Source organism: Rhizobium sophorae (assembly GCF_013087515.1).
In the GTDB taxonomy this organism is placed as follows: Bacteria; Pseudomonadota; Alphaproteobacteria; order Rhizobiales; family Rhizobiaceae; genus Rhizobium; species Rhizobium sophorae.
In genome coordinates this window covers 295,643-322,056 of record NZ_JABFCN010000016.1, presented here as the reverse complement: position 1 = coordinate 322,056, position 26,414 = coordinate 295,643, and the positions used below count along the sequence as shown (strand labels likewise).

Below are 26,414 nucleotides of genomic sequence, written 5' to 3'. Positions count from 1 at the left end.
CGTGACCTCCGGGGAACTCGACATCTCGCATATCCGCCTCGGCGAACGGCCGTTGATCGTCTGCGACGTCGACGACGTCGTGCTGCAGTTCATCGGTCCCTTCCAGCTTTTCCTTGAGAGCCAGGGCCACGCGTTTCTGCCGCGATCGTTCCGGCTGCACGGCAACATCGTCTCGCAAGCCGACGGCGTGGAGATCGAGGATCAAGAGGTCAGCCGGCTGATCGAGGAATTCTTCGAGGCCCAAGAGCTGTGGCAGACGCCGCTCGACCGCGTCGTCGAAACGCTCGACCGGCTTTCGGAAGAGGCCGATGTGCTTTTCCTGACGGCCATGCGGCCGCGATTCCAGGACCAGCGCCGTCGGCTGCTCGACAGGATGGGCCTGCTCTTTCCGCTGCTTGCCTCCGAACAACCCAAGGGGCCGATCGTTCACGCATTGCATGCCAGCCGCTCCCTTCCCGTCGTCTTCATCGATGATATGGCGCGCAATCTGCATTCCGTCAGGGATCACGTCGCCGATTGCCTGCTGATCCACCTGATGCCGAACTCGCCCGTCCATCGTTTCGCACCGGCCGCCGCCGACGACATCACTCGCGCCACCGACTGGACGCATGCAGCCGAGCTGATCGAGGCGCATTTTGTTTCCGGCACCTTCACGCACTCAGTTCCAGCCGCATGAGCGGACGGCCGTCCTTGCGCCGGGCTACCGTCTCGAAACCAGCGGCATCGAAGATCACCGTCGAGCCGATGCAGAGCGTCACGGATTTCGACTGCTTCACATGATCGATCGGACAGGCTTCGAGCAGCCGCGCGCCCTGGCGCCGCGCATGGTCGATCGCGCCGGCGAGCAGACGATGACTCATTCCCTTGCCGCGCAGTTTGGGCAGCAGGAAAAAGCAACTGACGGCCCAGATGGATGGATCATGCGCATCGCCCTCTTCCAGCGGCCGCGAGACGGTGCGCGGCGAATTGAACTGCGGTACGTCGTGGCGTGGCCCGACCTGCACCCAGGCGACCGGCGCGTCGTCGGCATAACAGAGGATGCCAGGCGGCGGACCCGCCTTGATCCATCCCCGCATATGCGCCTTGCGCTCATCGGCCGCCATCTTCGTCCTCACTGCATGCGGTAGACGCAACGCGACGCACCAGCAGTTATAGAAGGCGCCCTGTGGCCCGAAGACGATTTCGAAATCGTCCCAGCGTTCTGGCGTTACCGGCTCGAAACGAAGATCGTTATCCAAAGGCAAAGCTCCCGGCCCGTCTTGTGACTCGGAAGCTTAAGGCGTAATCTTCGACCGTTCAATCTTTGTTCTCATCATGACGCCTGCGCCTGACAAGACACCCGGCTTCTGTCGCGACTGCCTTGCCGAGCAGAAGGGCGAGGCGCGCCGTTGCGTTGCCTGCGGCAGCCCCCGTCTCGTGCGTCATCGCGAACTCTACGCCTTGACGCTTGCGCATATCGATTGCGACGCCTTCTACGCAGCGGTGGAGAAACGCGACAATCCGGAGCTTGCGGACAAGCCTGTCATCATCGGCGGCGGCAAACGCGGTGTGGTTTCCACCGCATGCTATATCGCCCGCATCCACGGTGTGCGTTCGGCCATGCCGATGTTCAAGGCGCTGGAGGCATGCCCTCAAGCGATCGTCATCCGCCCCGACATGGAGAAATATGTCCGGGTCGGGCGGCAGGTGCGCGCCATGATGCAGGATCTGACGCCGCTTGTGCAGCCTCTGTCGATCGACGAGGCCTTCCTGGAGCTTGGCGGCACCGAGAGGCTGCATCACGATCCGCCGGCGCGCACGCTCGCCAAATTCGCCCGTCGCATCGAAAGGGAGATCGGCATCACAGTTTCGGTAGGGCTTTCCTATTGCAAATTTCTCGCCAAAGTCGCCTCCGATCTGCAGAAGCCACGCGGCTTTTCGGTCATCGGCCGCGAGGAAGCGGTCGAGTTCCTGGCACCGCGTCCCGTGACCACGATCTGGGGCGTCGGCAAGGCCTTTGCAGCGACGCTGGAGGCGGACGGCATCCGCACCATCGGCCAGTTGCAGCAGATGGAGGAAAACGACCTGATGCGCCGCTATGGCAGCATCGGCCAGCGGCTCGCACGGCTGTCGCGCGGCATCGACGACCGCGAAGTGCACCTCAATGATGCGGCCAAGAGCGTTTCGTCCGAGACGACCTTCTTCGACGACATCTCGCGATATGACGATCTGGTGCCGATCCTGCGCAACCTCTCCGAAAAGGTCTCCTGGCGGCTGAAGAAAAATGGCATTGCCGGCCAAACCGTGGTTCTGAAGATGAAGAGCGCCGATTTCAAATCGCGCACCCGCAACCGCAAGCTCGAAGACCCGACCCAGCTTGCCGACAGGATCTTCCGCACCGGGCTCGAGCTTCTCGAAAAAGAGACTGACGGTACGAAGTTCCGTTTGATCGGCATCGGCGTCACCGATCTCGGCGATGCCGCCCGCGCCGACCCGCCCGATCTCATCGACCAGCAATCGGGCCGGCGGGCGGCGGCCGAAGCCGCGATGGACAAGCTGCGCGACAAATTCGGCAAGCGGACGGTCGAGACCGGCTATACGTTCGGCGGCAGCAAGCGCGATCACTAACGCGTGAAACCTGCGGGCGATCCAGTCTATAAAAACTTCCTTAAACTTCGTCCCATAATGTGCCGGGCAAGTATTGCGTATGGTTGGGTATCATGTTCTCGCGTCTTGTCTTCGGCCTCGGCTTGCTGTCGGCCACCGCACTCGTGCACCCTGCTCTTGCTGCGGATGCGCGCACGCTGCAGATCATCGTCTCGAAGGACAAGCAGTCGCTTGCGGTCTATGACGGCACCGAGGTCGTCGCCACCTCGAACGTCTCGACCGGCAAGGACGGTCACACGACGCCGAGCGGCATCTTCTCGGTGCTGGAAAAGCAGAAATACCACGAATCCAATCTTTATTCCAACGCCCCGATGCCGTTCATGCAAAGGCTGACATGGTCCGGCATCGCGCTGCATGAATCGAATTCGGTGCCGCGTTATCCGGCCTCGCATGGCTGCGTGCGCATGCCTGGAGCCTTCGCAAAGATGCTCTATGGGATGACCGACCGAGGTGTACCCGTCATTATCAGCGACGGTGAAGTCGTGCCGCAGCCGATCGACCATCCGACGCTTTTCCATCCGGATGCGCCGGCAGCGATGCCGCTGCTTTCGGATGTCGAACTGCGGCCCTCCATGCCCGACAGCCCCGGGAAGCCGGTGCAGGTGGCGATGAACGATACGACTGCGATGCCGATGCCGGCCGCACCGCTGATTGTAGCGCCCGAACCTGAGCCGCCGTCCGAGCCAATCAGCATGCTGATCACGCGCCGGACGCTGCGCGAGACGGTGATCGACATCCAGACCCTGCTCAACCAACTCGGCTTTTCCGCCGGCGATCCGGACGGCTTGCTCGGTCCGTCGACCGTGCAGGCAATCAAGGCTTTCAGGGCGCTGCGACCGGCCGAATTTGCCGGCGACAGGAGCCTGGTCTCCGACATGCTCCTTAAGGAAGTTTATGCCGCAACCGGCAGGGGTCAGCCGCCGAACGGCGTCATCATGGTGCGGCAGGCCTTCAAGCCGCTCTTCGAAGCGCCGGTGACGATCGCCGATCCGGGACTGTCGCTCGGCACACATTTCTTCACGTTGCATGCCGTCGATGCAAAGGCCGGCACGGCGGACTGGCTCAGCATCACGCTCGAGAACAATCTCTCCCGCGAGACGATGAAGCGGCTTGGCATCACCAATCAGGAAAGCTCGATCGTCACAGGCAAGCCGATCGCCCGTTCGCTCAGCCGCATCACGATCCCCGACGAGACCCGCCGCAGGATCGATGCGCTGATCGCGCCCGGCTCGACGCTGACGATCTCCGATACCGGCCTCGGCCGGGAGACCGGCGAAGGCACGGATTTCATCACGATCACCCGCGGGTGATGGCGATCACGCGGGGCTGGTCAGACAAGCTCGACGTCGACGACGCCGGGGGCGGCGCGAAGGGCGGCGGCAATCTCCGGCGTGATGCGGTATTTCTCCGGCAGCGCCACTTCCACCTCGCGTTTGCCCTCCTCCTTGATAACGATGAAGGAAACCAGGCCATCGCCCTTGGCGTTCAAATGGCCGGCAACCATTCTCAGCGGTCCGGAATCGCGGACATAGACGCGTAGCGCCTTCTGCATCTGCAGTGACTTTTCCTCCAGCGACTGGATCGTCTGGATGCGCAGGCCGATGCCCTCCGGCCGCTCCTCGCCCGTCGCAGTCAGCACGAAAGATTTTCCCGACTCGAGCACGTCCCGATACTGGTTCAGCATTTCCGAAAACAGCACCGCTTCGAACTGGCCCGAAGAATCGGAGAAGACAATGATGCCCATCTTGTTGCCGGTGCGGGTCTTGCGCTCCTGCTTCGAGATGACGGTACCGGCAAGGCGCGCATTGGCCGCGCCCTGTTTGATGGCGGCGGAAAACTCAGCAAAGGTCTGCACCCGCATCTTTTGCAGGATGTTGTTGTAGGAATCGAGCGGGTGGGCTGTCAGATAAAAGCCCAGCACCTGGAATTCCTTGAGCAGCCGCTCGGAGGGGAGCCAGGGCGAGAACGGCGGCAGGGAGATCTTCTCGGGCCCCGACGTCAGCGTGCTGCCGAAAATGTCCGACTGGCCGCTCAGCTTGTTCTCCTGGGCGCGCTGGGCATAACCGAGAATGCGGTCGAGGCCGGCTGCCAGCTGGGCGCGGTCCATGTCGAAACAATCGAAGGCGCCGGCATAGATCAGGCTTTCGAGCACGCGACGATTGACCTGACGCGGATCGATGCGCAGGCAGAAATCCTCGATGCTGGCAAAGGGCTTGTCGCCACGCACCTCGACGATATGGTCGACGGCGGATTCGCCGACACCCTTGAGGGCGGCGAGCGCGTAATAGATGCGGTTGTCGCCGGTCTCGAAATGGCGGAAGGAGGTCTGCACCGAGGGTGCGATCACCTCGATGCCGAGGCGCTTGGCATCCTGGCGGAAATCATTGACCTTTTCCGTGTTGGACATGTCGAGCGTCATCGAAGCGGCGAGGAATTCGACCGGATAATGCGCCTTCATGTAGGCCGTCTGGTAGGAGACGATGGCATAGGCGGCGGCATGCGACTTGTTGAAGCCGTAATTGGCGAACTTCGCCAGCAGTTCGAAGATATTGTCGGCCTGCGGCTTCGATACGCCGTTCTTGACCGCGCCAACGACGAAGCGTTCGCGCTGCTGGTCCATCTCGGCCTTGATCTTCTTGCCCATGGCGCGACGCAGAAGGTCGGCTTCCCCCAGCGAATAGCCGGACAGCACCTGGGCGATCTGCATTACCTGTTCCTGATAGACGATGACGCCCTGGGTTTCCTTGAGCAGGTGGTCGATCATCGGATGGATCGATTCCAGCTCTTCGTCGCCGTGCTTGCGGGCATTGTAGGTCGGGATGTTCTCCATCGGGCCTGGACGATAGAGCGCCACCAGCGCGATGATGTCCTCGATGCAGTCCGGCTTCATGCCGATCAGCGCCTTGCGCATGCCCGCACTTTCCACCTGGAACACGCCGACCGTCTCGCCGCGCGACAGCATCTCGTAGGTCTTCTTGTCGTCGAGAGGAATTGCTGCGAGATCGACCTTGATACCGAGCTTCGCGACGAAATCGACCGCGACCTTCAGCACGGTCAGCGTCTTCAGGCCGAGGAAGTCGAACTTGACGAGGCCTGCCTGCTCCACCCATTTCATGTTGAATTGGGTGACCGGCATGTCCGAACGCGGATCGCGATACATCGGCACCAGCTTGGAAAGCGGCCGGTCGCCGATGACGATGCCGGCGGCATGGGTCGAGGCGTGGCGGTAAAGCCCCTCGATCTTCTGGGCGATGTCGAGCAGGCGCGCGACAACCGGTTCTTTCGCCGCCTCCTCCTGCAGCTTCGGCTCTTCCTCGATCGCTTTGGACAGCGGCGTCGGGTTGGCCGGGTTGTTCGGCACGAGTTTGCAGATCTTGTCGACCTGGCCATAGGGCATTTCCAGCACGCGGCCGACGTCACGAAGGGCGGCGCGCGCCTGCAGCGAACCGAAGGTGATGATCTGCGCCACCTGCTCGCGGCCATATTTGGCCTGGACGTAGCGGATCACCTCTTCGCGGCGGTCCTGGCAGAAGTCGATATCGAAGTCGGGCATCGAGACGCGTTCCGGATTGAGGAAGCGCTCGAAGAGCAGTGAAAAACGCAAGGGATCGACATCGGTGATCGTCAATGCATAGGCGACCAGCGAGCCGGCGCCCGAACCGCGGCCGGGACCGACCGGAATGTCATGCTGCTTGGCCCATTTGATGAAGTCGGCAACGATCAGGAAGTAGCCGGGGAAACGCATGCGCTCGATGACGCTGAGCTCGAAATCCAGCCGTTCGCGATAATCCTTTTCCTCGTAACCCGGCGACATGCCGAGCGTTGCAAGCCTCATGTCCAGCCCTTCGACCGCCTGGCGGCGCAGCTCGCTCGCCTCGGCGCGTTCGGCCTCCTCGGCATCGTCGGTCGCACCGGTGAAGCGCGGCAGGATCGGCTTTCGCGTCTTCAGCACGAAGGAGCAGCGCCTGGCGATCTCGATCGTATTTTCCAGCGCTTCCGGCAGGTTGGCGAAGAGCTTGACCATCTCGGCCCGGCTCTTCAGATAGTGATCCGGCGTCAGGCGAAAGCGGCTGTCGTCGGAGACGATGGCGTTGTGCGCGACCGCCATCAGCGCATCATGGGCGTCGTAATCGTCGCGGGTCGGAAAGAAAGCCTCATTGGTCGCAACCAGCGGCAGGTCGTGGGCATAGGCGAGCCCGATAATCTTCTGCTCGTGCCGCTTGTCGTAAGTGCCGTGCCGCTGCAGCTCGACATAGAGCCTGTCGCCGAAGAGACGCTTCAGCGTGAGCAGCCGGGCTTCGGCCTGAGCGGGATGGCCTTCCTTGATCGCCACGTCGACCGGCCCGGTCAACGCGCCGCTCAATACGATCAGCCCTTCGGTACCGGCCTCCTCCAGCCAGGAGGCGCTGATATGGACCGCCTGGTTGCTCTCGCCGCCGAGATAGGCCCGGCTCACGAGGTCGACCAGCCTTTCATAACCGGCATCCGTCGCGGCGAGAAGCACGATCGACGGCAGCTTGACCAGGGCCTGCTGGCCGCCGCGCTTTTCCGTTTCCAACCCGTCTTCCATGTCGATCGAGACCTGGCAGCCGATGATCGGCTGCAGGCCGTCTTCCATCGCCTTCTGGGAGAATTCGAGGGCAACGAACAGATTGTTGGTGTCGGTAATCGCAATCGCCGGCTGGCTGTCGCCGGTCGCCTTGTAGAGGATCTTCTTCAGCGGCAGTGCGCCCTCGAGAAGCGAATAGGCGGAATGGACCCTCAGGTGGATGAAGCCCGGTGTGCCGGTCGCCTCACCCGTTGAACCCTTTGCCGTATCCGCCATGACATGCCTTCCCAATCACCCGAATGAATCGGACGCATTGTCGGCATAGAGGGCGATGATGTCCAGAAGAAGTCCCGCGTCCGAACCGCATGATTACCATGCGGTCCCCTGAAAAGTTTAGAGCGCCATGACGATGAGCGAGAAGCTTGCAACGAACATTGCGATGGAGGTAAATGCTGCGATATCACGGATCATGTCAGTCATCGGTCTCTCCTTTACTCGTTATGTTTTCAATTTGTTCCATGTATGTTCCGTTGTCAACAGGAATCTTTTCCTTCTTTCTTGTGTTTGAAAAATCCCGGATGCGCGTGGCGAATCGCACGAGCCGGCACTTATTGTAACGGCAGCCGCCATGCCCTTTCGCCGCCCCCGCAGATCAGACATCTTGTTTTCGGGCGGCCGACTTCCGCCAGGGTAATCCGCTTGTTCCATCCACAGTTCTCTTTTTGTTCTTTACATGTGGCGGCCTATTTGCCAGCATCGGGGTGATAGGAGAACGACATGCTGGACATTGCGGTGCTGAACGAATTCATCGTAGAGGCGAAGGCTGCGACCTATGTCGGCGGCGGCGTGGCGCGCGTGCCCTGCCGGCCGGGTGCCCACGATATCGGTTACGAACGCGGCGACTGGCGCTATCTCGACAGCTATTTCGGCGGGACCGATTTCGCCGGACAGGAAGTGGTGTGGTTTGCCGGCGAGCCCATCTGGGCGATGAATTATTTCGGCTGTGTCATTGCGCCGAAGCTGATCGACGGCGCAGCAGCCGGGACAGTGATCAAGGCTGCACTTTCGGCGATGTATCGCGAGGGCCGGTTTCTTGGCGGGATGGAATTCGACCATCCGTTCGGCCGCTATGTCGACAGTAGCGAAGGCGGCTGCGAGCGGTTCATCGGCCACGAATGCATCATGGTCGATGGCCAGAAGGCCTATGCACTCGATTATCGCGGCGGACTGGTCATCCTCTGATTGCGGCCCGCTGCACCTTCCCCGCTCGCGGGGGTCCGAAGGACGCGTCGAGACGAGTTGGCTCGACCCCCCGGTAGGTTAGGGTGAGGGGCAGCCATCGGCGCAAACCGGACAGCCATGGATCGCGGTCTCAGAAATCGACGATCTTGCCGTCGGAGATCGTCACGCGTCGATCCATGCGGCGGGCGAGTTCGTGATTGTGGGTGGCGATGAGGGCAGCAAGGCCGGACTGGCGCACCAGCGCTTCCAGCGCGTCGAAGACGTAGCTTGCCGTTTCGGGGTCGAGATTGCCGGTCGGCTCGTCGGCAAGAAGCAGGGTCGGCGCATTGGCGACGGCGCGGGCAATTGCAACGCGTTGCTGCTCGCCGCCGGAAAGCTCGCCAGGGCGATGCGAGCCGCGATGGCCGATGCGCATATAATCGAGAAGCTGACCGGCCCGCTCTCCGGCTTCCTTCCAGGAAAGCCCGGCGATCAGCTGCGGCATCATGATATTTTCGAGCGCCGAGAATTCCGGCAGCAGGTGGTGGAACTGGTAGACGAAGCCGATTTCGCTGCGGCGGATCGCGGTGCGTTTCTCGTCGCTCAGGCCGTCACAGGCATGGCCGTTGATGTTGACCTCACCGCCGTCCGGATGCTCCAGCAGGCCGGCGACATGCAGCAGTGTCGACTTGCCGGTGCCGGAAGGGGCGACGAGAGCGACAGTCTCCCCCTTCGATATCGAAAAGTCTGCGCCCTTCAGGATCGAGAGCAGCGTATCGCCCTGCCCGTAATGGCGCTCGACGCCGGTAAGCTCGAGAACGACGTTGCGTTTCATGAAGGCGGCATTCCTTATTCGTAGCGCAGGGCCTGCACCGGATCGAGCCTGGAGGCACGCCAGGCCGGGAAGATGGTCGCGATAAAGGAGAGCGTCAGCGCCATGACGACGATCGAGATCGTTTCACTCAGATCCATCTCGGCCGGCAGTTGGCTGAGGAAATAGACCTGCGGATTGAAGAGCACGGTGCCTGAAATCCAGGAGAAGAACTGGCGGACGGATTCGATGTTGACGCAGACAAGGACGCCGAGCAGAACGCCGGCAATGGTGCCGACAATGCCGATCGCCGCTCCGGTCATGAAGAAGATGCGCATGATTGCGCCGGCGCTGGCACCCATGGTGCGCAGAATGGCGATATCGCTGCCCTTGTCCTTCACCAGCATGATGAGGCCGGATATGATGTTCAGCGCCGCCACGAGCACGATCAGCGTCAGGATCATGAACATGACGTTGCGCTCGACCTGTAGTGCCGAGAAGAAGGTCTGGTTGCGCTGGCGCCAGTCGGTGATGGCGATCTGGCGGCCGGCCGCCTCCTCCACCTTGGGCCTCAGATCGTCGATATCGTCGGGGTTGTCGACGAAGAGCTCGATCGACTGCACCAGTCCCTCGGCATTGAAATAGAGCTGCGCTTCCTCGAGCGGCATGAAGATGATCGAGGAGTCATATTCCGACATGCCGATCTCGAAGAGGCCGGAGATCTTGTAGGATTTGATGCGCGGGCTGACGCCCATCGGCGTGATATCGCCATCCGGTGACGTCAGCGTAATGAGATCGCCAACGCGCAGACCGAGTTGGTCGGCCATGCGGGTGCCGATCATTACGCCCTGGCCGGAGGCAAAGCCCACCATGTCGCCGGGAGGCTTGATACTCTCGGAGACCATCTTGAGCTTGCCCAGATCCTCGGCGCGGACGCCGCGCACCAGCGCGCCGGTGCTGCCGCCGGCCTGGGCGGAAGCAAGCACCTGGCCCTCCACCAAGGGCAGCGCCATCTTGACGCCGGGCACGGCGGCGAGCTTGCTGCTGAGGACAGGATAATCGGTGAAGGGGCCGTCGACCGGCTGGACGATCATGTGGCCGTTGATGCCGAGGATACGCGAGACGAGCTCGGTACGAAAACCGTTCATGACGGCCATGACGATGATCAGCGTCGCAACGCCGAGCATGATGCCGACAAAGGAGAAGCCGGCGATGACCGATATGAAGGCCTCCTTGCGGCGGGCGCGCAGATAACGCCACGCCACGAGGCGTTCAAAGGTGGAAAATGGCTTGCCAGCCGGACCCAAGCCGGATTTCGAACTCCGGTCCACTGCTGCCTCTGCCATTTCGCCTCCGTTTCCTTAAGCCACGAACCGATTGATCGCCGCTTCGATGGTCATCGTTTCGCGGGCGCCGGTCTTGCGGTCCTTCACTTCCACTTCGCCGTTTGCGACCGCACGCGGGCCGGCGATGATCTGGACGGGTACACCGATCAGGTCGGCGGTCGCGAATTTCGTGCCGGCCCGGTCGTCGGTATCGTCGTAAAGCACATCCTTGCCGGCCTTGGTCAGCGCGGCATAGATCAGCTCGCAAGTATCGTCACAGGCCTGATCGCCCGCCTTCATGTTGATCACAACGATATCGAAGGGCGCGACAGATGCCGGCCAGATGATTCCGTTATCATCATGCGATGCTTCGATGATGGCGGGAACAAGGCGCGTCGGGCCGATACCGTAGGAACCCATGTGAACGAAGTGTTCCTTGCCGTCCGGTCCCTGCACTTTCGCGCCCATCGGCTCGGAATATTTCGTGCCGAAATAGAAGATGTGGCCGACCTCGATGCCGCGCGCCGAAAGCCGGTCGCCTTCGGGAACGGCGTTGAAAGCCGCCTCGTCGTGCATTTCCGAGGTCGCCGCATAGAGCGAGGTCCACTTGTCGAAGATCGCCTGCAGGCCCTCGACACTGTCGAAATCGGTGCGGTCGCCAGGAATATCGAAACCGACGAAATCCTTGTGGCAGAAGACCTCGGATTCGCCGGTGTCAGCGAGGATGATGAATTCATGGCTGAGATTGCCGCCGATCGGGCCGGTGTCGGCGCGCATCGGAATGGCGCGCAGGCCGAGCCGATCGAAAGTTCTGAGATAGGCGGCGAACATCTTGTTATAGGAATGCTCCGCCGCTTCGCGCGTCAGATCGAAGGAATAGGCATCCTTCATCATGAATTCACGCGAGCGCATGGTGCCGAAGCGCGGACGGATCTCGTCACGGAACTTCAGCTGGATATGATAGAGATTGAGCGGCAGGTCCTTGTAGGACTTGACGGAGGAGCGGAAAATATCCGTCACCATCTCTTCGTTGGTGGGGCCGTAGAGCATCGGCCGATCCTGACGATCCTTGATGCGCAGCATCTCCTTGCCGTAGGCGTCGTAGCGGCCGCTTTCCTGCCAGAGCTCGGCCGATTGCAGGGTCGGCATCGACAGCTCGATGGCACCGGCGCGGTTCTGCTCGTCGCGGATAATGGCGTTGACCTTGTCGAGCACACGCTTGCCGAGCGGCAGCCAGGAATAAATGCCCTGAGACTGCTGACGGATCATGCCGGCGCGGAGCATCAGCCGGTGGGAGACGATTTCCGCCTCCTTGGGGTTTTCCTTAAGGATGGGCATGAAATAGCGGGACAGACGCATGGCGGATTCCGGAGCAGTTGAGATCCCGCAGCAGGCGGAATCGAAAGACCATTGTTAATGTCGGGAGCGTTCATAGCCGCTTCGCGGCAGGAAGGAAACCCGCAACGGATGCCGGCAACCTCCCGGAAGCGCATGTTCGCACCCGCAAAATGAAAGGGCATGAAAAAGCGCGTGTTTATAAGGACTTGAACGAAAATCTTGTCAACAGAAAAATTTTGCTAGAGTGTAGCAAAAATGCAAAAAAAGCTGATGACAAAGCCCAATGTTTGAGCTAGTTTTAGCTCACAAAACAGGCAGGAAGTTAAATTCTTGCCGAATTCGCGGTCAAGTCTTGGGAGGATCAGATCTTAGGCGCGCTCGTCGCAGCCCCGGCAACGGTTACAGATCACGCGATACTTAAAACAAGGCTTTTAGCCTTGTTTTTTTTTGGCTTTTCGGCCTCCATCCGATCCAAAAATCCGGCGACTTCCGTTAGGGGATGACCCTCATTCCGTTACGAGAGCTCTTTGCCGCAACAGTATGACGCTGGTATGACGAAGTTCGCTTGCAATAGGTTTACATCTGCTCAAAGTTTGAGCAAAAGCCATGCCTAATAGAAGCTGGGGCCAAGTTGCGGCAGGGCGTCGAAGCCCCAGCCGAAATAGGTGTCGCAGACATACCAGAGGCCGTAGACCAGGGTTGAAATCAGCGTCGTAAGCGAAAACACGAAAGCGGCCCGAAACCGGGTGGGCGCGCTTGGAACGGTGCCGAGCACGACGTCATTGTCGTCCGCCTGGGTGCGCAGGCCAATCGGCAGGACGGCAAAAAGCGTCATCCACCAGATGATGAAGTAGACGGCAAATCCCTGAAGAAAGATCTGGAGCATTACGGTTCCCGTTGGTGTCGCGCCGATATCGCGTCCTTATACGGCGGAATGGCGACCAACTCAAAGAGGACGAAAGGTTTAGCCGTCTTCGGGTCACTCTGCCGCAGCAGGGCTTTCACTCAGCGGCAGGGCTCAGGCCTGTTCGAGTTCGATCAGCGTGCCGAAGAAATCCTTGGGGTGCAGAAAGAGCACCGGCTTGCCATGCGCGCCGGTTCTCGGCTGGCCGTCGCCGAGCACCCTCGCGCCGGCCTCTACCAGCCGGTCTCGGGCGAGAAGGATATTGTCCACCTCATAGCAGATGTGGTGCATGCCACCGGACGGGTTCTTTTCGAGGAAGGCTGCGATCGGCGAAGTATCGCCGAGCGGTTGCAGCAATTCGACCTTGGTGTTCGGCAATTCGACGAAGACGACGGTGACGCCGTGTTCCGGCAGAGCCTGCGGCTGCGATACGGCAGCGCCCAGCGTATCGCGATAGGCCGCCGTCGCCGCGGCCAGATCGGGCACGGCAATGGCGATATGGTTGACCCGGCCGAGCATGGTCAGACCTTGGTGACGAAGGCGGTGACAACGGGCTTCTTGCCCCAGGCTTGGTTCGCAGCCGAGCGAATGGCCCGGCGCACGGCCTCCTGCAGCATGTCGATATCCTTGCGGCGGGCGCGCGGAATGCTCTCGATGGCGCTGATCGCGGCGTCGAAGAGCGTGTCTTCCATCTCATCGCCCTCGTCGTCATAGACCGGCAGGCCGATCGAAACGAGATCGGGATCGCCGACGATGTCATAGCGGGCGTCGAGCAAGACGTTGACTGCGACATGGCCGACATAGGAGAGCTTCTTGCGCTCGCCGATACCCATCTCGTCGAAATCGCCGATCAGCGAGCCGTCCTTATAGATGCGGCCATGCGGCGCCTCGCCGATCACCTCGACGGGACCGGGCGCCAGCCGCAGGATATCGCCGTTGCGCACGCGCGGCACCAGGGCGATGCCGGATTGCTCGGCAAGTTCCTTATGCGCCGTCAGATGCGTCGCCTCGCCATGCACCGGCACGACGATCTTCGGCCGCGTCCACTCGTACATCCTCTGCAGCTCATTGCGCCGCGGATGGCCGGAAACGTGGACCAGCGCCTCGGTATCGGTGATGATGTGCACACCTTGCTCAACGAGGCCGTTCTTGATGTCCTGGATCGCCTTCTCGTTGCCGGGAATGGCGCGCGAAGAAAAGACGACGATATCACCTGCCGCAAACGCCACATTGCGCATCTCGTCGCGGGAGAGCTTGGCAAGCGCTGCCCTCGCCTCGCCCTGGCTTCCGGTCAGGATGACGACGACCTTGTCGCGCGGGATATAGCCGTATTCGTCCTCGGAGATGAAGGGCTTCACGCCTTCCATCAGGCCGATGTCCTGGGCGACGTTGACGACGCGCTTCAGCGAACTGCCGAGCAGCAGCACTTCACGGCCTGCCGCCTCGGCAGCCTCGGCAACGGTGCGGATACGTCCGACATTCGACGAAAAGGTGGTGATCGCCACCCTGCCCTCGGCATTCTCGATGATCTTGCGCAGGCTTTCCGACACATCCTTCTCGGAGGGTGAAACACCGTCGCGCAGCGCATTGGTGGAATCGCACATCAGCGCCAGCACGCCCTCGTCGCCGAGCTGGCGGAAACGTGTCTCATCGGTCAGGGGTCCGAGCGAAGGCTCGTGGTCGATCTTCCAGTCGCCGGTATGGATGACATTGCCGACCGGCGTGCGGATCATCAGCGACATCGGCTCGGGGATCGAATGGTTGACGGCCACACCTTCGATGCTGAAGGGGCCGACATTGATCGTATCGCCTGCCTTGAACGGCGTCACCGGCACTTCGCCGATCGTCGCCTTCTCGAAATTGCGCTTGGCTTCGAGCAGACCGGCGGTAAAACCAGAGGCATAGACCGGTACGTTGAGCCCAGGCCAGAGGTCGGCCAGCGCACCATAATGGTCTTCATGCGCGTGGGTGATGATGATCGCCTTGAGGTTCTTTCGTTCGCTGGCAAGAAAGCGGATATCGGGCAGCACGAGGTCGACACCCGGCAGGTCGGGGCCGGGAAACGTGACGCCGCAATCGACCATGATCCACTGGCGATGCTCGGGCGGGCCGTAGCCATAGAGAGCGAGATTCATGCCAATCTCACCGACACCGCCCAAAGGCAGGAATACCAGTTCGTCCTGTTTCGCCATAATTTTCGTTTGTTCCGCTATCCAAAAAACACATCACCGGCAGCAATGGGCATTATCCTGCCAGTGCCGGTATCGAGCATCAACAAGCCATTATCATCAATTCCGGCGAATTGTCCGGAAATCGATCGGTCCGGCAAATTCACCGTAATCTTTTCGCCGATGCCGCAGGCAATCGCGCGCCAGAGCGCCGTGATCTCGCCGACACCGCGGCCCTGGTCCCATATTTCAAGCACTTCCGCCGTCGCGGCGAAGAGATGCGCGAAGAGTTCCTCCGGCGACGCCGCACTTCCCTGCTGGCGCAGGCAGGTGACGGGGTAGAGCGGATTGTCCGGCATCACGGAGATATTGATGCCAATGCCGATGATCAGCGCGTAACGTCCGTCCGGCAGCCCCTCGCCTTCGACGAGAATGCCGCAGGTCTTCTTTCGACCGATGAGAATATCGTTCGGCCATTTGACCTCGAGCGGTTCGGCGCCGAGTGGCAGCACCCTGCGGATCGCCTGGTGCACCGCAACGGCGATCGCCAGCGGCAGAGAGCCCAGGCGCTCCATCGGCGCTGGGTCGATCAGGAGAAGAGAAGCGTAGAGATTGCCGCGTTCGGAAACCCAGAGCCTGCCGCGGCGGCCGCGGCCGCCGGTCTGCCTCTCGGCGGTCACCCAGAGATTGCCGCCATCGCCCGCCCGAGCCCGGGCGAGGCATTCGCTGTTGGTAGACGATGTTTCCGACAGAGCCTCGTGCCTGAAATCGCCGAGCGATATCCGGCGCCGTCCGTCGGAAGCCATCAAAAGAGCGTCGCAGCAGCTAGCTCTGCCGCACCGCCGATCGGGCCGCCGATGAGGACATAGGCGGTGACAAAGAGACCGGAGAGACCAAAGACCAGACGCAGAGCACCGGAAACACGGGCGAATTCGCCGGTCGCCTCATCGAACCACATCAGCTTGATGACACGCAGATAATAATAGGCGCCGACGACCGAGGCGAGAACGCCGATGATGGCGAGCGCATAGAGCTTGGCCTCGATGGCGGCGACGAAGACGAAGTACTTCGCGAAGAAGCCGGCGAGCGGCGGGATGCCGGCAAGCGAAAACATCAGCGCCGTCAGCACCACGGCCATGAACGGGTTGGTTGTGGAGAGGCCGGCGAGATCGTCGACATTCTCGACGACGGTGCCGTCCTTGCGGCGCATCGACATGATGATCGCAAAGGTGCCGAGCGTCATCACCATGTAGATGACCATATAAAGCATGACGCCGGTGACGCCGGTTTGGTTGCCGGCGGCAAGGCCGACCAGCGCATAACCCATGTGACCGATCGAGGAATAGGCCATTAGTCGCTTGATGTTCTTCTGGCCGATCGCGGCAAACGAACCGAGCAGCATCGAGGCGATCGAGATGAAGACGACGACCTGCTGCCAGTCCGCCAGAACCGGCTGGAAGGCGGTGATGACGATGCGGGTCATCATCGCCATGGCAGCAACCTTGGGTGCTGCGGCAAGGAAGGCGGTCACCGGCGTCGGCGCGCCTTCGTAAACATCCGGCGTCCACATATGGAAGGGAACGGCGGAGATCTTGAAGGCGATGCCGGCGAGGATGAAGACCAGGCCGAAGATCAGGCCGAGCGAACGCGCGCCCTCGACGGACAGCGCCTGGGCGATTTCGGAGAAGTGGGTGTGGCCGGTGAAGCCGTAGACCAGCGACATGCCGTAGAGCAGCATGCCGGAGGAAAGCGCGCCGAGGACGAAATATTTCAGGCCGGCTTCGGTCGATTTCAGGCTGTCGCGGTTGATCGCGGCGACGACGTAGAGTGCCAGCGACTGCAGTTCCAGCGCCAGATAGAGCGAGATCAGGTCGTTGGCCGAGATCATCAGCAGGATGCCGAGGGTCGCGAGCACCAGGAGAACCGGGAACTCGAACTTGTCGAGCTGATTTTCGCGGGCGTGGCCGATGGACATGAAGATGGCGACCAGCGAACCAATGAGCGCCACCAGCTTCATGAAGCGCGAGAAGCCGTCCGCCATGTAGACGCCGCCATAGGCAAGGCCTTCTGCGGGCACGAAGAGCAGCCACAGGCCGGAGGCCAGGAGCAGGACGATGGCCAAGCCGGTGACGACAAGGCCCGACCGCTCGCCTGAGAAGACGCCGACCATCAACAGGACAAGGGCGCCGACCGCGAGGATGAGCTCCGGCGCGGAAAGATGCAGACTGAGGAGAATTGTTTCAGCGGTCATGTCCAATAAGTCCCGTCATCATTTCATAGACAGCGCAACATTCTGCGCTGCGTGCACGGCGGCCGTGTAGTTGTTGACCAGCAGATCCACCGAGGCAGCCGTCGCATCGAAGACCGGAGCCGGGTAAACGCCGAAGAAGATGGTCAGCGCGACCAGCGGGTAGAGGATCAGCTGTTCGCGCGGCGAAAGATCGAGCAGCGCCTTCAGCTTCTCCTTCTCCAGCGCGCCGAAGATCACCCGGCGATAAAGCCAAAGCGCGTAAGCGGCCGAGAGGATGACGCCGGTGGCGGCAAAGAGCGCTACCCAGGTATTGACCCGGAAAACGCCGATCAGCGTCAGGAATTCGCCGACGAAGCCCGACGTGCCGGGAAGCCCGACATTGGCCATGGTGAAGACCATCATCGCCACGGCATATTTCGGCATGTTGTTGACGAGGCCGCCATAGGCGTTGATCTCGCGGGTGTGGGTACGGTCGTAGACGACGCCGACGCAGAGGAAGAGCGCGCCGGAGACGATGCCGTGCGAGAGCATCTGGAAGATCGAGCCCTGAACGCCCTGCATGTTGGCGGCAAAGATGCCCATGGTCACGTAGCCCATGTGCGCCACGGAGGAGTAGGCGATCAGCTTCTTGATATCGTCCTGCATCATCGCCACCAGAGAAGTGTAGATGATGGCGATGACGGACAAGGCGAAGACGAGCGGCGCGAAATAATCGGACGCGACCGGGAACATGCCGAGCGAGAAGCGGATGAGACCGTAGCCGCCGAGCTTCAAAAGCACGCCGGCCAGGATCACCGAGCCTGCCGTCGGCGCCTGAACGTGGGCATCGGGAAGCCAGGTATGGACCGGCCACATCGGCATCTTCACCGCGAAGGAGGCGAAGAAGGCAAGCCATAACCAGGTCTGCAGCGCCGGCGGGAACTTGTAGGCGAGCAGCGCGGTGATATCGGTCGTGCCGGCCTGCCAGTACATCGCCATGATGGCGAGCAGCATCAGCACCGAGCCGAGCAGCGTATAGAGGAAGAACTTGTAGCTCGCATAGACGCGGTCCTTGCCGCCCCAGACGCCGATGATCAGGAACATCGGAATGAGGCCCGCCTCGAAGAAGACGTAGAACAGCACGATATCGAGCGAGACGAAGACGCCGACCATCATCGTTTCCAAGATGAGGAAGGCGATCATATATTCCTTCAGGCGCTTCTCGATCGAGAGCCAGCTCGCCAGCACGCAGAAGGGCATCAGGAAGGTCGACAGGATGACGAACAGCATCGAGATGCCGTCGACGCCGACGTGGTAGCCGATGCCGGTGCCGAGCCAGTTATGCTTCTCGATCATCTGGAAGCCCGGATTGGCATTGTCGAAGCCGGTCCAGATGAAGAGCGAGACGACGAAGGTGAAGACGGTGGTGATCAGCGAGATCCACAACACGTTCTTCCGGCCGGTTTCGCTTTCGCCATTCATCAGTAGCAGGAGCACCACGCCGACCAGCGGCAGGAAGGTGACCGTTGAAAGAATAGGCCAATCGGTCATCAGAAGGAACTCCCGAGCATCATCCAGGTAACGAGCGCCGCAATGCCGATCAGCATGGCGAAGGCGTAGTGATAGAGGTAACCGGTCTGCAGGCGCACCACGCGATCGGTGACAGCGACGACGCGGGCGGCGACACCGTTCGGGCCGTAGGTGTCGATGACGCCGACATCACCCCTCTTCCACAGGAAGCGACCGAGCGCCTTGGCGGTGCGGACGAAGAGGAAGTCGTAGAGCTCGTCGAAATACCACTTGTTCAACAGGAACTGGTAGAGCACGCGGTGCTGCTGCGCCAGGATGCGCGGCGTCTGCGGCGAGCGGATATACATGTACCAGGCGGTGACGAAGCCGAGCACCATGGCGATGAACGGGCTCAAAGCCACGAGCGCCGGCACATGATGGAACTCTTCGACCAGTTCGTTCTCGGCGCCGGTAAAGAGCGCACCCTTCCAGAACTCGGCATATTCCTCGCCGTAGAACCGGCCCTCGAAGATCACACCCGCAAGCACCGCGCCGATCGCCAGCAGATAGAGCGGCACCAGCATGACCTGCGGCGACTCGTGGACGTGGTGCATGACCTCATGCGAAGCGCGTGGCTTGCCGAAGAAGGTCATGAAGATTAAGCGCCAGGAATAGAAGCTGGTGAACAGAGCCGCAATGACCAGCAGCGAGAACGCGAAGCCCGAGACCGGCGAATGCGATGCATAGGTCGCCTCGATGATCACGTCCTTGGAGAAGAAGCCGGCAAAACCGATCGGCGTGAAGGGGATGCCGACGCCGGTGATTGCCAGCGTGCCGATGATCATCAGCCAGAACGTCACCTTGATGTGCGGCCGCAGGCCGCCCATGTAGCGCATGTCCTGCTCGCCATCGACGGCGTGGATGACCGAGCCGGCGCAGAGGAAGAGCAGCGCCTTGAAGAAGGCATGCGTGAAGAGATGGAAGATCGCCGCGCCATAGGCCCCTACCCCGAGCGCCACGAACATGTAGCCGAGCTGTGAGCAGGTGGAATAGGCGATGACGCGCTTGATGTCGTTCTGCACCAGGCCGACGGTTGCCGCGAAGAAGGCGGTGATCGCGCCGATCACGGTAACGACAACCAGCGCATCGTGCGACAGTTCGAAGAGCGGCGACATGCGGGCGACGAGGAAGACGCCCGCGGTGACCATGGTGGCGGCATGGATGAGGGCCGAGACCGGGGTCGGGCCTTCCATGGCGTCAGGCAGCCAGGTATGCAGCAAGAACTGCGCCGACTTGCCCATCGCGCCCATGAAGAGCAGCAGGCAGATGCCGGTCAGCGCATGCGCCTTGTCGAGCTGCATGCCGAAGAGATTGAGGATCACCTCGCTCGCCTCGCCGCCGCCTTCATGCGGGGCGAAGTTCGAGGCATTGGCGAAGATCGTGTCGAAGTTGATCGAGCCGAACAGCACGAACACGCCGGCAATGCCGAGCACGAAGCCGAAGTCGCCGACGCGGTTGACGATGAAGGCCTTCATCGCCGCAGCCGTCGCCGAGGGTTTCTTGAACCAGAAGCCGATCAGCAGATAGGAGGCGAGACCGACACCTTCCCAGCCGAAGAACATCTGGGCAAGGTTGTCAGCGGTGACCAGCATCAGCATGGCGAAGGTGAAGAGCGAGAGATAGGCGAAGAAGCGCGGACGATGCGGATCGGTGTGCATGTAGCCGATCGAATAGACATGCACCAGCGTCGAGACAGTGTTGACGACGATCAGCATGACTGACGTCAGCGTATCCACACGCAGCGACCAGGAGACGTCGATGCCGCCGGACTGGATCCAGCGCAGCACCTCGACCTTGATCGGGCCGCCTTCGGCATGACCCATGCCGACGGTGAAGAAGACGACCCAGGACAGGATGGCGGCGATGATCATCAGGCCGCTGGTGACATATTCCGAAGCCTTGGCGCCGATTGCGCGGCCGAAAAGGCCGGCGATGATCGCACCGATCAAGGGAAGAAAGACGATAGCCTTATAGAGGAACATGAGCCACTCAGCCCTTCATCATATTGACGTCTTCGACCGCGATCGAGCCGCGGTTGCGGTAGAAGACAACGAGAATTGCAAGACCGATCGCCGCTTCGGCAGCCGCGACCGTCAGGATGAACAGCGCGAAGACCTGGCCGACGATGTCGTTCAGGAAGGAGGAGAAGGCGACCATGTTGATGTTGACGGCAAGCAGGATCAGTTCGATCGACATCAGGATGACGATGACGTTCTTCCGGTTCAGGAAGATGCCGAAGACGCCGAGCGTGAAGAGGATGGCGCTGACCGTCAGGTAGTGGGAAAGTCCGATGACCATGTTCTTTGTTCCTTGACCTGCCTTTAGACGCCCTGCCCGGGCTTGACCGAAACCACCTCGACGGCGGTGGCGGGCGTGCGGGCAACCTGCCTCGGAATATTCTGCCGCTTGATGTTGGTGCGGTGTCTCAACGTCAGCACGATCGCGCCGATCATGGCGACCAGGAGCACCAGACCGGCGATCTGGAAGAAATAGACGTAGTTGGTGTAGAGCACGTCGCCGAGGGCGGCCGTATTGGTGCGCTCGCTCAGCGCCGGGATCGGCATGGCGACAGTCTTGGCGATCTCAGGCGAGATGACGCTGCCGCCGATGACGACGATCAGTTCGGCTGCGAGGATCACCCCGATCAGCCCGCCGATCGGCGCATATTCGAGAACGCCGGCCCTCAGTTCGGTGAAGTCGATATCGAGCATCATCACCACGAAGAGGAAGAGGACGGCGACGGCGCCGACATAGACGACAAGCAGGATCATCGCCAGGAATTCGGCACCGAGCAGCAGGAAGAGGCCGGCTGCATTGAAGAACACCAGGATCAGGAACAGAACCGAGTGAACCGGGTTCTTCGCCCAGATGACCATGAACGCCGACGCCACCGCGACAAAGGCGAAAAGATAGAAAAATAGAGCCTGCAGACCCATGTTGGTGCCTTTTTCATCTTCCCCCGGGCAGCCGGGAGTTTCCCTGCCCGATGGAGCTCTTCCTGGCGTTAACCGGAAAAGCTCCTGTGCATGTTGACCGCGACAGGAGCAACAGCGCTCCACCGCGGCATTTCAAAATCTCAATCAGCGGTACGGCGAGTCGATCGCGATGTTGCGGGCGATTTCGCGCTCCCACCGGTCTCCGTTATCCAGAAGCCGCGCCTTGTCGAAATAGAGCTCTTCGCGGGTTTCCGTCGCAAATTCGAAATTCGGGCCTTCGACGATCGCGTCGACCGGGCAGGCTTCCTGGCAGAAGCCGCAATAGATGCACTTCACCATGTCGATGTCGTAGCGCACCGTACGGCGCGTGCCATCATTGCGGCGCGGACCGGCCTCGATGGTGATCGCCTGTGCAGGACAGATCGCCTCGCAGAGTTTGCAGGCGATGCAGCGTTCCTCGCCGTTCGGATAACGGCGCAGCGCATGCTCGCCGCGGAAACGCGGGGAGACCGGACCCTTTTCGAAGGGATAGTTGATCGTCGCCTTCTGGCGGAAGAAATAGCGCATCGACAGAAAGAACGCGCCGACGAATTCCTTGAGAAACAGCGAGCTGATGGAGCCAGACAAGCTTGCCATCTTCAACCTCCAATTTTGCCGAAAACGAGAGCGGGCATCATCATGCCCAACCCGTCAGTTTCAGCACGAATGCAACGATGACGACCATAGCGAGCGACAACGGCAGGAAAACTTTCCAGCCGAGGCGCATGAGCTGGTCGTAGCGGTAGCGCGGAACGAAGGCCTTGACCATCGCGAACATGAAGAACACCAGGCAGGCCTTCAGCGTGAACCAGATGATGCCTGGGACCCAGTTGACGATCCAGATATCGACCGGGGGCAGCCAGCCGCCGAGGAAGAGGATCGTCGTCAGCGCGCACATCAGGCAGACGGCCGCATATTCGCCGAGCATGAACATCATGTATGGCGAGGAGCCGTATTCGACCATGAAGCCGGCGACGAGTTCCGATTCCGCTTCCGGAAGGTCGAAGGGCGGACGGTTCGTCTCGGCAAGCGCCGAAATGAAGAAGATGATGAACATCGGGAAGAGCGACAGCCAGTGCCAGTCGAGGAACGACGCCGGCAGGCCGAGCATGGTACCGAGGCCGGTATGCTGCGCATTGACGATATCGGTCAGATTCAGCGAGCCGACGCAGAGAAGCACGGTGACGATGACGAAGCCGATCGAGACTTCATAGGACACCATCTGTGCGGCCGAACGCAGCGCGCCGAGGAACGGATACTTCGAGTTCGAAGCCCAGCCGCCCATGATGATGCCGTAAACCTCGAGCGAGGAAATCGCGAAAATATAGAGGATGCCGACATTGATGTTGGCGATCACCCATCCGTCGGCCAGCGGCACCACCGCCCAGGTGGACAGCGCCAGAAGCACCGTCACCAGCGGGGCAAGCAGGAAGACCGCCTTGTTGGCGCCGGCCGGAATGATCGGCTCCTTAAAGACGAACTTCAAAAGATCGGCGAAGGACTGGAACAGGCCGAAGGGACCGACGACGTTCGGGCCGCGGCGCAGCTGCACGGCCGCCCAGATCTTGCGGTCGGCGAGCAGCACATAGGCGATGAAGACGAGCAGGCAGACCAGAAGCAGCAGCGACTGACCGATCATGATGATCGCCGGCCAGACATAGGTCGAAAAGAAAGAATCCATAGTCCCCTGCCCTTACTCTGCCGCGACTTTGAAGTTGTTGCGGGCCAATGCCGAGCACTCCGCCATGACAGCCGAGGCACGCGCGATCGGGTTCGTCAAATAGAAGTCTTTCACCGGCGACGCAAACCCGGATTTGTTCATCTTGCCGGCTTTTTTCGCAACTGCGGCAATTTGGGCGCTATCGGTTTCGGCGATTTCGTCGATGGCAGCGAAATGCGGGAAAGCGGCATAGAGCCGGACACGCAATTCGCTGAGCGAATCGAAGGGAAGCTTCTTGCCGAGCACGTCGGAAAGGGCACGGATGATCGCCCAGTCCTCGCGGGCGTCACCCGGCGCAAAACCTGCGCGGTTGCCCATCTGGACTCGGCCTTCGGTATTGACCCAGGTGCCGGACTTTTCGGTATAGGCTGCGGCCGGCAGGATGACGTCGGCATGGTGCGCGCCGTTATCGCCATGCGAGCCGATATAGACGGTGAGCTTGGCCTTCTTGGCGGTGAAGTCGAGTTCGTCTGCACCGAGCAGGAAGAGCACATCCATCGCCGTCAGCATCTCGGCGGCATTGACACCCTTGGCGCCCGGCACGAAGCCGAGGTCGAGGCCGCCGACGCGCGAGGCTGCGGTATGGAGGACGGCAAAGCCGTTCCAGCCTTCGACGACAGCGCCGACCGAACCGGCAAGCTTGGCGGCACTGGCGAGAACGCCGGCGCCATCGGTGCGCGACAGCGCGCCCTGGCCGATGATGATCATCGGCTTGGCTGCGTTCTTCAGCACATCAGCGAAGGCGTGGGTGCCGTCGACCAGATCCTTCAGCGTGTCGGGACCGCCGCCGAGGTAATCATAGCTGTAGCGCAGTTCGCCCGGCTCGCCGATCACGCCGATCGGGAACTTGCCGCGGCGCCAGCGCTTGCGGATGCGGGCGTTGAGGATGGCTGCCTCGAAGCGCGGATTGGCGCCGATGATCAACAGCGCATCGGCCTGGTCGATGCCCGATATGGTCGGGTTGAAGAGGTAGCTTGCACGGCCGAGCGACGGATCGAGTGCCGCCCCATCCTGGCGACAGTCGAGATTGACCGACCCCAGCGACTTCACCAGTTCGGAGAGCGCAAACATTTCCTCGACGGAAGCAAGGTCGCCGGCGATTGCGCCGATCTTGTCGCCCGAGGTGGCGCCGACGGCGGCCTTGATGGCGCCAAAGGCTTCGGCCCAGGTGGCGGGCTGCAGGCGGCCGTCGCGGCGAACATAGGGCCGGTCGAGGCGCTGGGTCTTCAGGCCGTCCCAGATGAAGCGGCTCTTATCGGAAATCCACTCCTCGTTGATCGCCTCATTGACGCGTGGCAGGATACGCATGACCTCACGGCCACGGGTGTCGACGCGGATCGCCGAACCGACGGCATCCATGACGTCGATCGATTCGGTCTTATTCAATTCCCATGGGCGCGCGGTGAACGCGAAGGGCTTCGAGGTGAGTGCGCCGACCGGGCAAAGGTCGACGACGTTGCCCTGCAGCTCGGAGGTCATCGCCTGTTCGAGATAGGTGGTGATCTCGGCATCCTCGCCGCGGCCGATCAGGCCGAGTTCGGAAATGCCGGCGACCTCGGTCGTGAAGCGGACGCAGCGCGTGCAGTGGATGCAGCGGTTCATCACCGTCTTGACGAGCGGGCCGATATACTTGTCCTCGACGGCGCGCTTGTCTTCCTGATAGCGCGAGGTGTCGATGCCGAAGGCCATCGCCTGGTCCTGCAGGTCGCATTCGCCGCCCTGGTCGCAGATCGGGCAATCGAGCGGATGGTTGATCAGCAGGAATTCCATCACGCCTTCGCGGGCTTTCTTGACCATCGGCGTGTTAGTGAAGACCTCAGGCAGTTCGCCGTTTGGGCCGCCGCGAATGTCGCGCACGCTCATGGCGCAGGAAGCCTGCGGCTTCGGCGGGCCGCCCTTCACCTCGACAAGGCACATGCGGCAGTTGCCGGCAACCGACAGGCGCTCATGAAAGCAGAAGCGCGGAACCTCGGCACCGGCATCTTCGCACGCCTGCAACAGCGTGTAATGATCCGGAACTTCGATCTCGTTGCCGTCAATCTTCAGTTTTGCCATCGTCGCTCAGTCCTGTTTCCCGTTTGCCTGATGACGGCAAACAAACCTATTTTTGCAGCACTCTCATTGCCAAGCCGGACCTTCCGTCCTGCCGGCAGCTGATGTCGCCCAAATTCTCTGTCACGCGTTCCAGGTCCGGAACCCGCACCGGCATCCTGAGGCCCCCGCCCGTCCGCCGATCTGCCCATTTTTCCGGCCGATTTACACGGCCGGACAGTTCATTTCTTTCTGCGGCCCCGCCCTGCCAGAACTTTTGCCTGACCGGTCCAGTCGTCACGCAGAATGCGGCCGTTGAAGCCGAGCTCGGCGTCGAGCCGGGCGATGTCTTCCTCGGTCCAGGCGGCAACCTCGGCGAAGCTGCGAATGCCCTTGGAATTCAGCACCTGCTCCAGCTTCGGGCCGATGCCGGCGATCAGCTTGAGATCGTCGGCCTTTCGCCACGCAGCCGGTTTTGCCTGCACGGCCGGCTTCGGTTGGCTGACGGGCTTCTTTTGGCTGGCCGGCACCGGCGCGCTGACCGGCTTGACAACGGTCAGTCTCGGTCCTGCCTTCTGCTCGGCCGGCGGCTTGGTGAAAGCCTTGACATCAGGGCGAATATTCTCCGGCCGGATATCGACATCGGGCTTCAACTCGTCCGGCGGCGTGGCATCGAGGGCGGCCGCGACCTTGCCGGTCGTTTCCAGGGCACTCTGAAAGGCGCCGAAGAAGGCGCCGGCCATCTGGGTCGAGAAACCGAAGCCGATCGCCGTTGCGGCGGCAAAGGCTGCAGCGGGATGCGCCATTAGCGGATGCACCGGCATCGCCCGTGCATTTTCCAGCATCTCGGCGGCAAGACGGCCGAAACCGGCCGCAAAATCGGCAGCTTCTTCGTTTTTCCTACCCTTGGATGCATTGTCCGCCATG

General features: G+C 61.3%; 22 protein-coding genes. 4 read left to right on the top strand and 18 right to left on the bottom strand.

Annotation, left to right across the window (positions count from 1 at the left end; translation table 11 throughout):
• Position 1 precedes the first annotated feature (1 nt).
• On the top strand, positions 2–676 hold the full coding sequence (locus tag G9X64_RS11025; RefSeq protein ID WP_168310744.1) for a hypothetical protein: 675 nt from the start codon (positions 2–4) through the stop codon (positions 674–676).
• On the opposite strand, the gene G9X64_RS11020 is transcribed toward G9X64_RS11025, so the two are convergent.
• Positions 651–1,238, bottom strand: a complete 588-nt coding sequence (locus G9X64_RS11020; RefSeq protein WP_171376556.1) for a GNAT family N-acetyltransferase — start codon at positions 1,236–1,238, stop codon at positions 651–653. The two genes, G9X64_RS11025 and G9X64_RS11020, sit on opposite strands and share 26 nt — an antisense overlap.
• Positions 1,239–1,314: 76 nt before the next feature.
• Between G9X64_RS11020 and G9X64_RS11015 the strand changes: the two genes are divergently transcribed.
• Positions 1,315–2,607, top strand: coding sequence for a DNA polymerase IV (locus G9X64_RS11015; protein ID WP_168310742.1), 1,293 nt, complete (start codon positions 1,315–1,317; stop codon positions 2,605–2,607).
• A gap of 92 nt (positions 2,608–2,699) precedes the next feature.
• Positions 2,700–3,956: a L,D-transpeptidase family protein gene (locus tag G9X64_RS11010; protein WP_171376555.1), complete on the top strand. Its 1,257-nt coding sequence runs from the start codon at positions 2,700–2,702 to the stop codon at positions 3,954–3,956.
• Between the two features lie 20 nt (positions 3,957–3,976).
• Here G9X64_RS11010 and dnaE read toward each other — a convergent pair whose 3' ends face one another.
• Positions 3,977–7,471 (bottom strand): DNA polymerase III subunit alpha, encoded by a 3,495-nt coding sequence (gene dnaE / locus G9X64_RS11005; RefSeq protein ID WP_168310740.1) that lies wholly within the window; start codon positions 7,469–7,471, stop codon positions 3,977–3,979.
• A 501-nt stretch (positions 7,472–7,972) separates the two neighbouring features.
• Here dnaE and G9X64_RS11000 point away from each other — a divergent pair.
• On the top strand, positions 7,973–8,437 hold the full coding sequence (locus G9X64_RS11000) for a DUF5680 domain-containing protein (protein WP_168310739.1): 465 nt from the start codon (positions 7,973–7,975) through the stop codon (positions 8,435–8,437).
• 130 nt (positions 8,438–8,567) lie between these two features.
• On the opposite strand, the gene G9X64_RS10995 is transcribed toward G9X64_RS11000, so the two are convergent.
• From G9X64_RS10995 to G9X64_RS10920, 16 genes are all read right to left on the bottom strand, one after another.
• The gene (locus tag G9X64_RS10995) at positions 8,568–9,251 is read right to left on the bottom strand and encodes an ABC transporter ATP-binding protein (RefSeq protein ID WP_168310738.1); all 684 of its coding nucleotides are present in this window, start codon (positions 9,249–9,251) and stop codon (positions 8,568–8,570) included.
• Positions 9,252–9,265: 14 nt separating this feature from the next.
• Complete coding sequence (locus tag G9X64_RS10990; protein WP_168310737.1) at positions 9,266–10,573, bottom strand: lipoprotein-releasing ABC transporter permease subunit; 1,308 nt, start codon at positions 10,571–10,573, stop codon at positions 9,266–9,268.
• Positions 10,574–10,588: 15 nt separating this feature from the next.
• Entirely contained in the window at positions 10,589–11,911 is a 1,323-nt protein-coding gene (gene proS / locus G9X64_RS10985; protein WP_168310736.1) for a proline--tRNA ligase, read from the bottom strand.
• A gap of 589 nt (positions 11,912–12,500) precedes the next feature.
• Positions 12,501–12,776 carry a DUF1467 family protein gene (locus G9X64_RS10980; RefSeq protein WP_171376554.1) on the bottom strand — a complete coding sequence of 92 codons (276 nt, stop codon included), beginning with the start codon at positions 12,774–12,776 and terminating at the stop codon, positions 12,501–12,503.
• A 132-nt stretch (positions 12,777–12,908) separates the two neighbouring features.
• Positions 12,909–13,313 (bottom strand): methylmalonyl-CoA epimerase, encoded by a 405-nt coding sequence (gene mce, locus G9X64_RS10975; RefSeq protein WP_168310735.1) that lies wholly within the window; start codon positions 13,311–13,313, stop codon positions 12,909–12,911.
• A 2-nt stretch (positions 13,314–13,315) separates the two neighbouring features.
• Complete coding sequence (locus tag G9X64_RS10970; RefSeq protein ID WP_168316333.1) at positions 13,316–14,986, bottom strand: ribonuclease J; 1,671 nt, start codon at positions 14,984–14,986, stop codon at positions 13,316–13,318.
• A 17-nt stretch (positions 14,987–15,003) separates the two neighbouring features.
• Positions 15,004–15,768 (bottom strand): biotin--[acetyl-CoA-carboxylase] ligase, encoded by a 765-nt coding sequence (locus G9X64_RS10965; protein WP_168310733.1) that lies wholly within the window; start codon positions 15,766–15,768, stop codon positions 15,004–15,006.
• Complete coding sequence (nuoN, locus tag G9X64_RS10960; RefSeq protein WP_128404361.1) at positions 15,768–17,213, bottom strand: NADH-quinone oxidoreductase subunit NuoN; 1,446 nt, start codon at positions 17,211–17,213, stop codon at positions 15,768–15,770. The genes G9X64_RS10965 and nuoN overlap by 1 nt, the downstream gene beginning before the upstream one ends.
• Positions 17,214–17,231: 18 nt before the next feature.
• Positions 17,232–18,743 carry an NADH-quinone oxidoreductase subunit M gene (locus G9X64_RS10955; RefSeq protein ID WP_168310732.1) on the bottom strand — a complete coding sequence of 504 codons (1,512 nt, stop codon included), beginning with the start codon at positions 18,741–18,743 and terminating at the stop codon, positions 17,232–17,234.
• Entirely contained in the window at positions 18,743–20,743 is a 2,001-nt protein-coding gene (gene nuoL, locus G9X64_RS10950; RefSeq protein WP_171376553.1) for an NADH-quinone oxidoreductase subunit L, read from the bottom strand. Before nuoL ends, G9X64_RS10955 begins: the two co-directional genes overlap by 1 nt.
• A gap of 7 nt (positions 20,744–20,750) precedes the next feature.
• Entirely contained in the window at positions 20,751–21,059 is a 309-nt protein-coding gene (gene nuoK / locus G9X64_RS10945) for an NADH-quinone oxidoreductase subunit NuoK (RefSeq protein ID WP_003547388.1), read from the bottom strand.
• 23 nt (positions 21,060–21,082) lie between these two features.
• Positions 21,083–21,697 (bottom strand): NADH-quinone oxidoreductase subunit J, encoded by a 615-nt coding sequence (locus tag G9X64_RS10940; RefSeq protein WP_011651373.1) that lies wholly within the window; start codon positions 21,695–21,697, stop codon positions 21,083–21,085.
• 144 nt (positions 21,698–21,841) lie between these two features.
• Entirely contained in the window at positions 21,842–22,333 is a 492-nt protein-coding gene (gene nuoI, locus G9X64_RS10935) for an NADH-quinone oxidoreductase subunit NuoI (RefSeq protein WP_003547385.1), read from the bottom strand.
• Positions 22,334–22,373: 40 nt separating this feature from the next.
• Positions 22,374–23,417: an NADH-quinone oxidoreductase subunit NuoH gene (gene nuoH / locus G9X64_RS10930; protein WP_168310730.1), complete on the bottom strand. Its 1,044-nt coding sequence runs from the start codon at positions 23,415–23,417 to the stop codon at positions 22,374–22,376.
• Positions 23,418–23,429: 12 nt separating this feature from the next.
• Complete coding sequence (nuoG, locus tag G9X64_RS10925; protein ID WP_171376552.1) at positions 23,430–25,511, bottom strand: NADH-quinone oxidoreductase subunit NuoG; 2,082 nt, start codon at positions 25,509–25,511, stop codon at positions 23,430–23,432.
• Positions 25,512–25,729: 218 nt separating this feature from the next.
• Positions 25,730–26,413: a helix-hairpin-helix domain-containing protein gene (locus G9X64_RS10920; protein ID WP_171376551.1), complete on the bottom strand. Its 684-nt coding sequence runs from the start codon at positions 26,411–26,413 to the stop codon at positions 25,730–25,732.
• Position 26,414 lies beyond the last annotated feature (1 nt).

Excerpts from the sequence above, each read along its gene's own strand:
- G9X64_RS11015 (WP_168310742.1), top strand. The coding sequence starts at position 1,315 with ATGACGCCTGCGCCTGACAAGACACCCGGCTTCTGTCGCGACTGCCTT.
- G9X64_RS11010 (WP_171376555.1), top strand. The coding sequence starts at position 2,700 with ATGTTCTCGCGTCTTGTCTTCGGCCTCGGCTTGCTGTCGGCCACCGCA.
- dnaE (WP_168310740.1), bottom strand. The coding sequence starts at position 7,471 with ATGGCGGATACGGCAAAGGGTTCAACGGGTGAGGCGACCGGCACACCG.
- G9X64_RS11000 (WP_168310739.1), top strand. The coding sequence starts at position 7,973 with ATGCTGGACATTGCGGTGCTGAACGAATTCATCGTAGAGGCGAAGGCT.
- G9X64_RS10995 (WP_168310738.1), bottom strand. The coding sequence starts at position 9,251 with ATGAAACGCAACGTCGTTCTCGAGCTTACCGGCGTCGAGCGCCATTAC.
- G9X64_RS10990 (WP_168310737.1), bottom strand. The coding sequence starts at position 10,573 with ATGGCAGAGGCAGCAGTGGACCGGAGTTCGAAATCCGGCTTGGGTCCG.
- proS (WP_168310736.1), bottom strand. The coding sequence starts at position 11,911 with ATGCGTCTGTCCCGCTATTTCATGCCCATCCTTAAGGAAAACCCCAAG.
- G9X64_RS10980 (WP_171376554.1), bottom strand. The coding sequence starts at position 12,776 with ATGCTCCAGATCTTTCTTCAGGGATTTGCCGTCTACTTCATCATCTGG.
- mce (WP_168310735.1), bottom strand. The coding sequence starts at position 13,313 with ATGCTCGGCCGGGTCAACCATATCGCCATTGCCGTGCCCGATCTGGCC.
- G9X64_RS10970 (WP_168316333.1), bottom strand. The coding sequence starts at position 14,986 with ATGGCGAAACAGGACGAACTGGTATTCCTGCCTTTGGGCGGTGTCGGT.
- G9X64_RS10965 (WP_168310733.1), bottom strand. The coding sequence starts at position 15,768 with ATGGCTTCCGACGGACGGCGCCGGATATCGCTCGGCGATTTCAGGCAC.
- nuoN (WP_128404361.1), bottom strand. The coding sequence starts at position 17,213 with ATGACCGCTGAAACAATTCTCCTCAGTCTGCATCTTTCCGCGCCGGAG.
- G9X64_RS10955 (WP_168310732.1), bottom strand. The coding sequence starts at position 18,743 with ATGACCGATTGGCCTATTCTTTCAACGGTCACCTTCCTGCCGCTGGTC.
- nuoL (WP_171376553.1), bottom strand. The coding sequence starts at position 20,743 with ATGTTCCTCTATAAGGCTATCGTCTTTCTTCCCTTGATCGGTGCGATC.
- nuoK (WP_003547388.1), bottom strand. The coding sequence starts at position 21,059 with ATGGTCATCGGACTTTCCCACTACCTGACGGTCAGCGCCATCCTCTTC.
- G9X64_RS10940 (WP_011651373.1), bottom strand. The coding sequence starts at position 21,697 with ATGGGTCTGCAGGCTCTATTTTTCTATCTTTTCGCCTTTGTCGCGGTG.
- nuoI (WP_003547385.1), bottom strand. The coding sequence starts at position 22,333 with ATGGCAAGCTTGTCTGGCTCCATCAGCTCGCTGTTTCTCAAGGAATTC.
- nuoH (WP_168310730.1), bottom strand. The coding sequence starts at position 23,417 with ATGGATTCTTTCTTTTCGACCTATGTCTGGCCGGCGATCATCATGATC.
- nuoG (WP_171376552.1), bottom strand. The coding sequence starts at position 25,511 with ATGGCAAAACTGAAGATTGACGGCAACGAGATCGAAGTTCCGGATCAT.
- G9X64_RS10920 (WP_171376551.1), bottom strand. The coding sequence starts at position 26,413 with ATGGCGGACAATGCATCCAAGGGTAGGAAAAACGAAGAAGCTGCCGAT.